Annotated in this window: 12 protein-coding genes; 3 read left to right on the top strand and 9 right to left on the bottom strand. The window is 70.4% G+C overall.

The window, feature by feature from the left end:
* Positions 1–61: 61 nt before the first annotated feature.
* The 3 genes from HD592_RS02855 (at position 62) to disA (ending at position 3,288) form a co-directional block, all read left to right on the top strand.
* A complete protein-coding gene (locus tag HD592_RS02855) occupies positions 62–745 on the top strand; it encodes a potassium channel family protein (protein WP_425503073.1) in 684 nt (227 codons plus the stop codon).
* 64 nt (positions 746–809) lie between these two features.
* Positions 810–2,180: a DNA repair protein RadA gene (radA, locus tag HD592_RS02850; protein WP_184451748.1), complete on the top strand. Its 1,371-nt coding sequence runs from the start codon at positions 810–812 to the stop codon at positions 2,178–2,180.
* A 37-nt stretch (positions 2,181–2,217) separates the two neighbouring features.
* A complete protein-coding gene (disA, locus tag HD592_RS02845; protein ID WP_184451746.1) occupies positions 2,218–3,288 on the top strand; it encodes a DNA integrity scanning diadenylate cyclase DisA in 1,071 nt (356 codons plus the stop codon).
* Positions 3,289–3,290: 2 nt separating this feature from the next.
* On the opposite strand, the gene HD592_RS02840 is transcribed toward disA, so the two are convergent.
* The 9 genes from HD592_RS02840 to HD592_RS02800 all read right to left on the bottom strand — a co-directional run bounded on the left by HD592_RS02840 (position 3,291) and on the right by HD592_RS02800 (position 12,454).
* Positions 3,291–3,974: a hypothetical protein gene (locus HD592_RS02840; RefSeq protein WP_184451744.1), complete on the bottom strand. Its 684-nt coding sequence runs from the start codon at positions 3,972–3,974 to the stop codon at positions 3,291–3,293.
* Between the two features lie 89 nt (positions 3,975–4,063).
* Positions 4,064–4,552, bottom strand: a complete 489-nt coding sequence (locus HD592_RS02835; protein ID WP_184451742.1) for a DUF3180 domain-containing protein — start codon at positions 4,550–4,552, stop codon at positions 4,064–4,066.
* The gene (gene folK, locus HD592_RS02830; RefSeq protein ID WP_184451740.1) at positions 4,549–6,480 is read right to left on the bottom strand and encodes a 2-amino-4-hydroxy-6-hydroxymethyldihydropteridine diphosphokinase; all 1,932 of its coding nucleotides are present in this window, start codon (positions 6,478–6,480) and stop codon (positions 4,549–4,551) included. Before folK ends, HD592_RS02835 begins: the two co-directional genes overlap by 4 nt.
* The gene (folP, locus tag HD592_RS02825) at positions 6,477–7,301 is read right to left on the bottom strand and encodes a dihydropteroate synthase (protein ID WP_484592952.1); all 825 of its coding nucleotides are present in this window, start codon (positions 7,299–7,301) and stop codon (positions 6,477–6,479) included. The genes folK and folP overlap by 4 nt, the downstream gene beginning before the upstream one ends.
* Positions 7,298–7,873 (bottom strand): GTP cyclohydrolase I FolE, encoded by a 576-nt coding sequence (gene folE / locus HD592_RS02820; protein ID WP_184451738.1) that lies wholly within the window; start codon positions 7,871–7,873, stop codon positions 7,298–7,300. The genes folP and folE overlap by 4 nt, the downstream gene beginning before the upstream one ends.
* Complete coding sequence (gene ftsH / locus HD592_RS02815; protein WP_184451736.1) at positions 7,870–9,879, bottom strand: ATP-dependent zinc metalloprotease FtsH; 2,010 nt, start codon at positions 9,877–9,879, stop codon at positions 7,870–7,872. Before ftsH ends, folE begins: the two co-directional genes overlap by 4 nt.
* A 13-nt stretch (positions 9,880–9,892) precedes the next feature.
* Entirely contained in the window at positions 9,893–10,447 is a 555-nt protein-coding gene (gene hpt / locus HD592_RS02810; RefSeq protein ID WP_277299422.1) for a hypoxanthine phosphoribosyltransferase, read from the bottom strand.
* A 134-nt stretch (positions 10,448–10,581) separates the two neighbouring features.
* Entirely contained in the window at positions 10,582–11,658 is a 1,077-nt protein-coding gene (tilS, locus tag HD592_RS02805; protein ID WP_343058718.1) for a tRNA lysidine(34) synthetase TilS, read from the bottom strand.
* Positions 11,648–12,454, bottom strand: coding sequence for a hypothetical protein (locus HD592_RS02800; protein WP_184451732.1), 807 nt, complete (start codon positions 12,452–12,454; stop codon positions 11,648–11,650). The genes tilS and HD592_RS02800 overlap by 11 nt, the downstream gene beginning before the upstream one ends.
* Positions 12,455–12,474 lie beyond the last annotated feature (20 nt).

Here is a 12,474-nt window from a genome sequence, read left to right as displayed (position 1 = left end):
CCCCGGCCGGCGCGGGGCGCCCGGCAGACCGCGTCCCCGAGATCGGGCTCTTCGGGGCATAATGGCGAGCATGGCTCACGAGGATGCACGCGAACTCGCCTCCGGAACACTCGTCATCGGACTCGGTCGTTTCGGTTCGGCTGTGGCCGTGACGCTCGACAAACTGGGGTACGAGATCCTCGCGATCGAGAAGAACCCCGCGCGCGTTCAGGCCTTCGCGGGGCGCTTCCCCCTCGTCGAAGCGGATGCGACCTCGATGGAGGCCCTCGAGCAGCTCGGGGCCCGCGAATTCCGCGCCGCAGTGGTCGGCGCCGGATCATCGCTCGAGTCCTCGGTGCTCATCACCGCGAATCTCGTCGACATGGGGATGCCCTCGATCTGGGCGAAGGCGATCTCCCGGGAGCACGGCCGGATCCTGAGGAGGATCGGCGCCCACCACGTCATCTATCCGGAATTCGACGCGGGTCAGCGCACGGCCCACCTCGTCGGCGGCCGGATGATCGACTACATCGAGATGGAGAAGGACGGCTTCGCGATCATGAAGCTGCGCCCCCCCAAAGAGGTGCACGGCTTCACGGTGGAGGACCTGGATCTGCGAGGGCGCTACGGCGTGAATCTGCTCGGCGTCCTGCGCCCGGGAACGCCCTTCGAGTACGCGACCTCGAAGACGCGCATCAACCCCGAGGACATCATCATCGTGTCCGGCGACGCCCGCCTGCTCGAGTACTTCGCGAACCGCCCCTAGACGGCGCGCCCGCGGCGCTCTAAGCAGTGCCGCACATGCCCATGCCCGCCGTTAGGCTTCGAGCATGGTGAAGGCGAAGACGATCTACCGCTGCACGGAGTGCGGCTGGACGAGCCCGAAGTGGGCGGGCCAGTGCCGGGACTGCTCCGCATGGGGCACCCTGGAGGAGGCCGCGCCCGGCGGCGCGATCGCGGGGGGCACCGCTGCGGTTGCGCCCCGTCGACCGGCGCTCCCCATCGGGGATGTCGACGGCGAACGTGCGCGCTCGCGCCCGACCGGTGTAGGGGAGCTGGATCGCGTCCTCGGCGGGGGCGTCGTCCCGGGCGCCGTCGTCCTGCTCGCCGGCGAACCCGGGGTGGGCAAATCGACCCTCCTCCTCGATGTGGCGGCGCGCGCCGCCCGCGGGACCGGGGACCATGGCCCGGTCCTCTACGTGACCGGTGAGGAATCCTCCTCGCAGGTCAAGGCGCGGGCGATGCGCATCGGCGCCTTGGACGACCGCCTCCTCCTCGCCGATGACAACGACCTCGCCTCAGTGCTCGGGCACGTCGACGCGGTCTCCCCTTCGCTCCTCATCGTCGATTCCGTGCAGACCGTCTCATCGGGCCAGGTCGAGGGCGGGGCCGGGGGCGTCGCACAGGTGCGCGCCGTCGCGGCCGGCCTCATCCGCGCCGCGAAGGAGCGCGATCTGCCGGTGCTCCTCGTCGGCCATGTGACGAAGGACGGGGGCATCGCGGGTCCGCGGGTCCTGGAGCACCTCGTGGATGTCGTCTGCCAATTCGAGGGGGACCGCCATTCGCGTCTGCGCCTCTTGCGGGCCGTGAAGAACCGCTACGGGCCGACCGACGAGGTCGGCTGCTTCGAGCTCGTGGAATCCGGGATCCGCGAGGTCCCCGATCCTTCCGGCCTGTTCCTCTCGGAGTCCTCGGCGAATGTCCCGGGGACCTGCGTGACGGTCTCGCTCGAGGGGCGCCGCCCGATGCCGACCGAGGTCCAGGCCCTCGTCGCCTCGAGCGCCGCGGGATCGCCCAGGCGGACGACCTCGGGCGTCGATCATTCCCGGGTCGCCATGATCCTCGCGGTCCTCCAGGCCCGGCTCGATGTCGACCTGTCCTCCTACGACGTGTACGTGTCGACCGTCGGCGGCGCGAGGAGCGCCGAACCGGCGATCGATCTCGCGATGGCGATCGCCATCGTCACGGCTCATGAGCAGATCGTCCCCCGGCCGGGAACGGTCGCGATCGGCGAGATCGGATTGACCGGGGAGATCCGCGCATCGACCGGCGTGGGCCGCCGCCTGCAGGAGGCCGCCCGTCTGGGATTCACTCGGGCGATCGTGCCGGCGAAGGGTTCGGAGGATCTTCCGCGGATCGACAGTCTCACAGTGCTGACCGTTTCCGACCTCGCGACCGCGATCCGCGCGGCGCTGCCGTAAACTTCGAATCGAAGCCGGTGCGTAGGAAGGCGGGATTGTGACATCCGATTCGGTGATCCTCAGGGAGGCCCTCGCGGCCGTCGCCCCCGGTACCGCCCTGCGCGAGGGCCTTGAGCGGATTCAGCGTTCGCACACGGGCGGCCTCATCGTCCTCGGTTACACGCCGGAGGTCGAGGCGATCTGCTCGGGCGGCTTCGACCTCGATGTGGACTTCACGGCCTCGCGCCTGCGCGAACTGTGCAAGATGGACGGGGCGGTCGTCCTCGATATCGAGAACATGAGGATCCGCAAGGCGAACGTTCAGCTCCTGCCCGATCCGACGATCCCCACGGATGAATCCGGGATGCGCCACCGAACGGCTCAGAGGACGGCGCGCCAGACCCACCTCCCGGTCCTGTCCCTTTCCGCCTCGATGAGGATGATCTCCGTCTACGTCGGCGAATGCCATCGCCTCGTCGAGGAGCCCGAGTCCCTGCTCTCACGCGCGAATCTCGCGGTCGACACGCTCGACCGCTATTCGCAGCGACTCGACGAGGTGCTTCAGACTCTCACCGTTCTGGAGATGCGCGATTCCGCGACGATCCGCGACGTCGCGACGGTCGTCCAGCGGATGGAGATGATCAGGCGCATCACTTCTGAGATCAACGGCTACCTCGAGGAGCTCGGCTCCGAAGGCCGCCTCCTGGCCCTTCAGGTCGATGATCTCGTTCGCGGCTCCGCCTCGGAGCGGGCGCTCGTCCTGCGCGACTACATCCGCTCCGCCTCGTCGATCGCGTCGGTCGATCAGCACCTGTCCGAGCTCGGCGGCGACAAGCTCGTCGATCTCAGCGCGATCGCGAATGTGCTGGGACTGGGCGTGTTCGAGGTCGCCGACCTCGATCGCGATATCCAGCCGCGCGGCATTCGCGCGCTCTCGCTCGTCCCCCACCTTCCGTGGAGCGTCATCAAGGAGGTCTCCTCCCACTGGCCGACCTTCCAGGAGCTGCGCGCCGCGAGCGTCGAGGACCTCCAGGGCATCGAGGGCATCGGCCCCTACCGGGCCAAGCTCATCCGCGAGAACCTCGATCATCAGGCCCAGATGGCGGCCAGCGGCATCGTCGGCTGGTGACCTCAGGGGACGATCTCGAAGACCGCTTCCCCCGTGACCGCCTCGCCCCCGACCACGACGACCGCGCGGTAGGTCCCGGCTTCGGCGTTCAGGGCCTCAGCGGGGGCGACGCAGCCCTCGGAGTAGACGCGGCCGTCCCAGCCGAGCGTTCCGCTCCAGGAGGCGCCCGGCGCCAGCAGGAGGGGCGTGGCATCGGGGGCGTAGCCCTCGCAGGCCGTCGAGTCGTACATGGTCTGCTCGCCGGAGATGACGCGAAGCCCCAATGCCCCCGCACGGGTCGTGCAGGCGATCGCGCCCGTGTTCTCGACCGACACGGACACCGTTTCACCCGCGCCGACCTTCGCCTGGGCGGCTTCGGCCGTGTAGCGCAGGGCGTCGGGCGCGCAGGCGGGAATGGTGACCCCTTCGCTCTCCGAGACGATCCCGTCACGGGTGGCCGTCTGATCCGCACGGAGCTCGATGACGGAATCCCCCGATTGGATGGTCTCCGCCTTGCGGATCGCGAGCGATTGGGGCTCCTCCTCGGCGGGCGCATCGCCTGAGACGAGGCCGACGATGCTGACGATCCCCCAGACGAGCAGGGCCACGACCGCCAGGAGGCCCGTTCCCGTGATGATGCGCCGGGGCCACAGGTTGGGGCGCTTGCGCACCGACGGTGAAGGGGAACGGCCTGATCCTCGAGTCATGATCGCCTCCTCGAAATACTGGCTGAAGGGTCGTGAGCGGGACTGACGGAGTCGGGACCGGGGAAGTGGCCCGGGGACTCCGCAGGGCCCTATGCGGGGCTGGCGCTCGGACGCGCGACCTCGCCGGGGTCCTTCGAGTCGTCATCGATGTCCGCGATGCACCAGCGTTCCACGACCACGGCGACGACGCACCACCAGAGGGCGCCCGCGCAGGCGAAGCCCGCCGCGAGGGCGTTCGAGGCCATGAGCGGCGCCTCGATGCGTCCCAGGCTGGCGACCAGCACGCCCGCCAGCACGCCCGCCGCCGCGGAGGCGACGTAGCCGGAGGCCCGCGCGGCGATCGCGATGCGCATCGCGGCGAGCGGCGTCACCCAGGTCCGCTTACGGTCCTTGAAGCGCCGGACATGAAGGCCCGCCCAGCCGAGCACGAGGCCGAAGACGGCGAAGAGCGGGGCGAGAAGCGGGGCGATGAGCAGCGGCGACCCGCCCGAGGAGACGAGGGCGAGACTGGCGGCCCCGGTGAGGACCGCGGCTCCGACGCCGAGGCCGAGGAGGCGGAGCCTCGAGATCGGCGTCATCGGCCTTCCTGCTCCCTCGTCACGGTGATCGGGCCTGAAACGGAGGGCCGGACGACCACCTTGCGCAGCAAGCCGGTCCGCGTGAGTTCTGAATCCGCGACGGGGCCGCGGAGCGCGTCTTCGGGCAGGCCCGGATCGACGATGGAGCGCCTCAGCGGGTGGGAGCCGCTCGTCTGCTCAGCGGGCGCGTCTAACGCCGAGGCCTCATCGACGATCCGCACGCACGCACCGGCGAAGTCCCAGGTGGGAAGGGTGCGCGAAGGGTGTGGCGCAGCCGGGGGCTCCCCGGCCCGGCCCGGGGCCGTCGAGGCGGTGCGAGTCCCGCTCGGCACCGGCGTCTCGGCGCCAGCGCTCGCCGATGCCCGCGCGTCGGCGTGCTCCTCCCTGTGCCCGAGGAGGGGGAGCCAGCGCGGGCGCCGCTTCGGCGCGTCGGCCTCGGCCCCTTCGGCGGGCGCGGCGGTGGTCGTCGGCGCTTCCTCGAATGCGGGCTCGGCCCGCGATCCCGCGTCTTCGTAGGTGCGAGTCGCCCCTTCGGCGGCCGATGCGGCCAGCTGAGGCGACACGGCCGATGCGGCGAGGGGACGGGGCGCGGTCGACCCCGTGAAGCGAGGGGATGCGGTCGGTCCGGTGAGCGCAGGGGCGGTGCTCGCCCGCGTTTGCGTCACGTCGATCGGGGCCGACCAGCGTTCCCACAGCTGCCGCCATACGAGGTCCAGGGAGCCCTCCGAGGGCGCGAGGCCCAGTCGGGACTCTTCGGGCACGAGATCGAGACGCGACTTCTGGACCGTCCTGTCACGGGGGAAGCCGAGCGGTGGCGCCGGGGGGTGGGCGACCGGCGGCGCCGGGACCGCGTTCTCCTCCAGGGCCTGAGCGATGAGGGCGTCCGACTCCGCCATGATCGTCCCGGGATCGCCGAGCCAATCGTCGACCGCGTCGATGATGCCCTCGATATCGGGGGCCTGCGCGAGGAGTTCGGCGACCTGCTCCCCGCCGAGTCGGGCCTGCGGATCGATGATGGACCAGGGCGCCAGCACGAAGGCCCGAACGCGGGCGCGCGGGTGCGGGAGGGTGAGATCCGCATCGGACATGACGATCCCCGCGTAGTCGATGAGGTCGACGTCGAGGGTCCTCGCGCCCCAGCGCTCGAGGCGTTCGCGCTTCGCCGAGGCCTCGAGTTCGTGCGCGAGTGCGAGCACTTCGCGCGGAGCGAGGGCGGTCGATGCGAGTACGACGGCGTTCCAGTAGTCGTCCTGGGGCGCCTGCCCCGGGGCGAGGACCGGCATCGTCCTCAGGAGGGGCGAAACGTCGAGCACGTCGATGCGCGGGTCGTCGATGAGGCGCTCGACCGCATCGGCCAGGGTCTTCGGGGCGTCGCCGATATTGCCGCCGAGGGCGAGCACGACGCGAACCGCGGGACGGGCGGGGGCCTCGGGGAGGCGGGCTTCGGGTACAACCCGGGCCCCGGGACGCGCGGGGATCTCGGGGACGGCCCGGGCCTCGGGACGCGCGGGGGCCTCGGGGACGTCTCGGGTCAATTCCACGGCGCCCCCGGCTTCACCGCAGCGACCCGCACGGACCGTGACGGACACGTCGGCGAAGGCCTGACGGATCGGGGCCTCCGGCTTGTGGACGGTCACCTCGACCCCGTGGACGCGCTCCATGGAGACGATCGCATCGGCGATCCTGTGGGCGAGGGTCTCGATGAGACGGACCGCGGGCCCCTTCACGATCGTCGAGACGACATCGGCGACTTCGGCGTAGGAGACCGTTTCGGCGATATCGTCGCTGCGCGCGGCATCGCGGCCGTCGACCCACAGGGCGAGGTCGACGACGAAGGGCTGGGGCGCCACGTGCTCCTCGGGAAGTACGCCGTGGACCGCCCTCGCCGATAGCCCGCGCAGAGCGATGACGTCGAGTGGACGGCTCATCCCAGGTCCCCATTCCCTTCCCGTGCGGCACGCGCGTTCCCGACGATCTCGTGTACGCGGACCGCCCATATGCCCGCCCGCGCGCACTTCACGGTGATCTCGGCGGTCCGCTCGTCGCGGTCACCGCCCATCGCCTTGACGAAGCGCTTGCGGGAGGCTCCGATGAGGACAGGGTAGCCGAGGTCCTTCAAGCGGCCCAGGTTATCGAGGATCTCCGCGCATTGGGCGTCGGTCAGGGAGAATCCCAATCCCGGATCGATGACGATCCTCTCCTCGTCGATCCCCCTGCTCAGGGCGTCCTCGACCTGGACGCTCAAACGCTCCGAAAGCGCGCCCATGAGGTCGTCCCCGTAGTCGAAGTCCTCCTCCGGCCCCGGCAGCGCCCGGAAGTGCTGGACGATGCAGGCGCAGTCCGAATCCGCGACCACGTCGAACATGTCCGGGTCCCAGCGGCCGCCCGAGACGTCGTTGATGATCGCGGCTCCGACATCGGCCGCCCTGCGGGCCGTGGAGGCGTGGAGCGTGTCAACGGACACGACGACCCCCTCCGCGGCGAGCTCGGCGACCACCGTCCCGATGCGCGCCCACTCCTCGTCAGCATCGATCCTCGTCGAGCCGGGCCGCGTGGATTCCCCGCCCACGTCGACGATGCGGGCGCCCTCGGCGATCATGCCGCGCGCGTGGGCGAGGGCGGCCTCGACCGTCGAGAAACGGCCCCCGTCGGAGAAGGAATCGGGGGTGACGTTGAGGATGCCCATGATGAGGGTCCGATCCTCGGGAAGCACGAGTCCCGAGGGGAGCCGCGGTCCGCCGATCCTCACCGTTCTCGCCGTCCCCCCAGGACGAGGGCCATCATCTCGGCGCGCGTCGTCCCGTCGTTCATGATGCCCCGCAGGGCCGAGGTCACGGTGGAGGATCCCGGCTTGGACACGCCGCGCATGGACATGCACATGTGCTCGGCCTCGATGACCACGGTGACGCCCTGGGGATGGAGGACCTCGTCGATCGCATCGGCGATCTGAGCCGTGAGGCGTTCCTGGACCTGGGGACGACGGGCGTAGCCCTCGACGACGCGCGCGAGCTTCGACAGGCCGGTCACGCGACCGCCGCGCGGGATGTACCCGACGTGCGCACGCCCGTGGAAGGGCAGCAGGTGGTGCTCGCACACCGAGTGGAAGACGATGTCGCGGACGAGGACGAGCTCGTCCGTGCCCGCGGTGAACTGCGTCCTCAGGTACTCCTTCGGATCCTCCTCGAGGCCGACGAGCATTTCACGCCAGGCGCGCGCCACGCGCGCGGGGGTGTCGACGAGGCCCTCCCGGGTCGGATCCTCGCCGATCGCTGCGAGCAGGTCGGCGGTCGCCTTCTCGACAGCCTGCAGGTCGTAGGTCATTCGCCCGCACCCTCGCCTTCGCTCACGCCATCGTCTCCTTCGCCCGCCGCCGTGGCCTCGGGCGCGCGCTCGATGCCGACCGGGCCGCCGAGCCTGGCGCCCTCGATCGCGGCCTCCGCCCCGTAGTTCCACACCGGGCGTTCATCCTGCTTCCTCACACCGGCGAAGATCTCGGCGAGCTGGGCCTCGTCAAGGGTCTCCTCCTCGAGGAGGCGCTCGGCGAGGCGGTCGAGGACGTCGCGGTTCTTCGTGAGGATCTCCCACGCCTCGCGCATCGCCGCGTCGAGGAGGAGGCGCACCTCGTCATCGATGATCGAGGCCATCTCATCGGAGAAGGCCCTCTGCTCGACGCCCGAGCCGTGGCCGAAGGCCTCGGTGTCGGTGGTGCCGAGCTTGACCAGGCCCACCCGCGAGGACATGCCGTAGTCGGTGACCATCGCGCGGGCGGTCTTCGTCGCCTGCTGGATGTCGTTGGCCGGTCCCGTCGAAGGATCGCGGAAGACGATCTCCTCGGCGACGCGCCCGCCCATCGAATACACGAGGTCGTCGAGCAGCTGATTGCGGGTCTTGTTGTAACGATCCTCAGTCGGCATCACCATCGTGTAGCCCAGCGCCCGCCCTCGGGGGAGGATGGTCACCTTCGTCACGGGATCCGTGTAGCGCAGGGCGGCCGCGCACAGGGCGTGCCCGCCCTCGTGGTAGGCGGTGACCGCCTTGTCGTGATCGTTCATCACGCGGGTGCGCTTCTGCGGGCCGGCGATGACCCGGTCGATCGCCTCGTCGATCGCGCGGTCGTCGATGAGGTCGGCGTTGGAGCGGGCCGTGAGCAGCGCCGCCTCGTTGAGGACGTTCGCCAGGTCGGCGCCCGTGAACCCGGGGGTCCGCTTGGCGATCTGGTGGAGGTCGACATCGTCGGTCATCGGCTTGCCCGCGGCGTGCACCTTGAGGATCGCCTCACGGCCCTTGAGATCGGGGGCCTCGACGGCGATCTGCCGATCGAAGCGGCCCGGGCGCAGCAGGGCGGGGTCGAGGATGTCGGGGCGGTTGGTCGCGGCGATGAGGATGATGTTCGCCCGTTCGTCGAAGCCGTCCATCTCGACGAGCAGCTGGTTGAGCGTCTGCTCGCGCTCATCGTTCCCGCCGCCGATTCCGGAGCCGCGATGGCGGCCGACCGCATCGATCTCGTCGACGAAGATGATCGCGGGCGCGGCCTTCTTCGCCCGGTCGAAGAGGTCGCGGACGCGGGAGGCGCCGACGCCGACGTAGAGCTCCATGAACTCCGAGCCCGAGATCGAGAAGAAGGGTGCATGGGCCTCGCCGGCGACAGCCTTGGCGAGGAGGGTCTTGCCGGTTCCGGGAGGGCCGTAAAGGAGGACGCCGCGGGGGATCCGCGCGCCGACGCGATGAAACTTGTCCGGGGAGGCGAGGAACTCGCGGATTTCCTCGAGCTCCTCCACCGCCTCGTCCTCGCCCGCCACATCGGCGAAGGTGATGTCCGGGCGCTCCTGATTGAACTCCTTGGCCTTCGACTGCGCGAAGCCCCCGAGCATCTTGGATCCGGACATCCGGCTCATGAGGAACCAGAAGGCCCCCAGGAGCAGGAGGATCGGGACGACCATCTGCAGGATCGCCAAGAACAGGGAGCCCTGCGGCCTCAGGGCGTTCCACCCCTTCGCTGGCGCCGCCTTGGAGACCGCCGTGAGGATGTCCTCGGTCTGCGAATAGGAGTAGGTGAAGTAGACCGACTTGCCGAGCTCGGCGGTCCGGTCCCCCAGGCCCGTCGACTTGTGGGTGTAGCTCTCCTTGAGAACGAGGTTCACCTGCTGGGTCGCCTCATTGAGGACGACGCGCTCGATCGTTAGCCCCTTGAGGATCTCCAGACCCTCTGAGGTGTCAACCTGTTTGGGCTGGAAGGTCTGCCACACGAACCAGCCCCCGATCGACAAGACGAGGAGCGGGACGAGGATCCACGCCCAGTTGATACGCTTCTGTTTCACATCCGCCATCCGGCAAGGCCTTTCAGTGCGCGTAGACGTGCGGGGCGAGCGTCCCGACGAAGGGCAGGTTCCGATACTTCTCGGCGTAGTCGAGGCCGTAACCGACGACGAACTCGTCGGGGATCTCGAAGCCGACGTACGCGACATCGACATCGACCTTCGCGGCGGCGGGCTTGCGCAGCGCGGTCGCGATCCTCACCGAGTTCGCGCCCCTCGACAAGAGGTTCGCCCGGAGCCAGGAGAGCGTCAGACCGGAATCGATGATGTCTTCGACGATGAGCACGTCACGGCCGGTCACGTCCTGATCGAGGTCCTTGAGGATGCGCACGACCCCCGAGGACTTCGTCCCCGAGCCGTACGAGGAGACGGCCATCCAGTCCATCTGCGAAGGAGTGTGGATCTTCCGCGACAGATCGGCCATCACCATGACCGCTCCGCGCAGGACGCCGACGAGGAGGAGCTCCTTGCCCGCGTAGTCCCTGTCGATGTCCGCGGCCATCTCCTGGAGGCGCTGATCGAGCTGATCGGCGGTGATGAGGACGTCCTTGAGCTCGTCTCCCATATCCGTGGTGTCCACGCGGTCCCCTCTTTCCGGTCGTGCGCCCTCATCACGAGGGCCCTACGGTCAAGACTGCCACACTTGCCCGCACGGGGGCGACGCGAGGCCCCCTCCCGGGGCGCGGAGCGGGCCCGGACGCGCCGCGCGGCGCCTCAGGTGCGCACGGCCACGAGGACGGGCAGGCCCCGGGGGTCGCGCGTCCGCTTCACCATGACCCCCGGCAGGTCCAGCGGCCCCTGGCCGTGCCAGTCGGTCACGAGCGCGTCGAGGGCGTCGATGTGGATGGAGGACAGCGCCGAGGGCCTCGCTCCGGCTTCGAGGGCGAAGCGGCGTTCGATCCGGGTCCGCACGGCACGGGGAAGGCCTTCGAGGGCGTGAAGCGACAGGGCGGGCGCTTTAGCGTCGACGGCGCGGAGCACGCGCCTGGCCCGCTCCCACTCCCGGGACGCCCACAGCTCGAGCGCCTCGTCGTCCCGTGAAGCGAGCTCAGCGCTTCTGGCCAGTGCGGGGATCGGATCGATCCTGAGAGCCTCGGCGAGCATCGGGATCGCGCGCGCACGCACGGCCGCCCTGCGCAGGGGCGAACCGTCTTCGGCGCGCCAGGGGCCCTCGGGCTCGTTCGACGGGTCCTCGATCCATGTCAGGCCCGCTTGCGCGCACGCCCCCCGGGTGTCGGCCCGGCGCACCCCGAGCAGCGGCCGGATCCATCGGACGCCGTCTTCATCGGTGGTGTCGGCGCTCATCGCCCTCAGGCTCGAGGCGCCGGAACCGCGAGCGAGCCTGAGCAGCACCGTCTCCGCCTGATCGTCCATGGTGTGGCCGAGCAGGACCGGCGCGCCCTCGTCGCGGGCGCACTGCGAAAGGGCGGCCAAGCGCGCCGAGCGGGCGGCCCCCTCGGGCCCGCCCTCATCCCCGACCTCGACGCGAACCACCCTGGCCCGTGCGCCGAGCCGCTCGGCGATCTCGGCGGCCCGGGCGGCTTCACGAGCGGAATCGGGCCTGAGGGCGTGATCCACGGTCACCGTGACGACGCGCAGCCCGGCCCTCGTCCCCGCGTCGATGACCGCGAGCGCGAGCGCGAGGGAATCCGCGCCGCCGGACAGGGCGACCACCGCACTCCCCCCTGCGGCGCAGCCTTTCAGCGCTCGGCGGACGGCGAGCGAGACCCTCCCGATCGCACCGCGCGGATTCGGGCCGACGATCCGGGACGCCGGGGATTCAGGAGGCACGCGCGGCCCAAGCATCGGGCCGGACGAGTTCGGCCGCGTCGGGCAGCTTCTCGGGGGCCGCGAGCAGGAGATCGAGCCGCCCGGAGCGCACGACGTCGAGGGCGAAGGAGGGGATCCGGTGGCGCTCATCCAGGAGGGGGCTCGACACCCCGATCCTCGTCGCCACGGAGCCCGCGAGCGAGGGGGAGGGCCCGTGGTGGCGGAGCCATTCCACGGAAGGCAGGCGAGCCGGGGTGATCGACGCCATCATCGCGTCGACGAGGGCCTCGGCCAGCACCAGTCGCTCCAGCAGGGATTCGACCCTCGCACCGGGGTCGACGAGGAAGGGGGCGCGCAGGACGAGCGCGCCGAGCAGTCCCGTCCTCAGGGCCACCCACTTCGACCAATCCGCTTGATCCAGCGAATAGCGGTGCGCGGCGGCCAGGGCGTTCGGCGGCACCAGGATCCGCGTGCGCGTCGAGGGGTCCCACAGGCCCGTCGCGCGCGTGGCGACGAGGCGCAGGACGCGCAGGCGCTTGCGGGCATGGTCGACGGACTCGAGGGGGGCCGCCGCATCCAGGATGCGCGCCAGGCGGATCGCGAGGGCGTGCCGATCGAGCAGGACGACCCTGGAGTCCGCGACGAGGTCGGCCTCGTCGAGGCCGGAGAGGCCCGTGAGCCGCGGAGCGGACCACGCAGCGGCCCTAAGGAGGCGCTTCGACATGCCTGATGCCGAGGCGGGCGAGGTCTGCGGCCCCGCGTACGACACGGCGTTCATGGCCTTGGCCATGGCGGTTGTGGTCATCGGGATCGGCATGGCCCTAGCTTACAAAGCGC

Origin of the sequence: Schaalia hyovaginalis, assembly GCF_014208035.1 — a bacterium.
In the GTDB taxonomy this organism is placed as follows: Bacteria; Actinomycetota; Actinomycetes; order Actinomycetales; family Actinomycetaceae; genus Pauljensenia; species Pauljensenia hyovaginalis.
The sequence above is the reverse complement of the archived record's forward strand: the minus strand, read 5'-3'. Positions and strand labels throughout refer to the sequence as shown.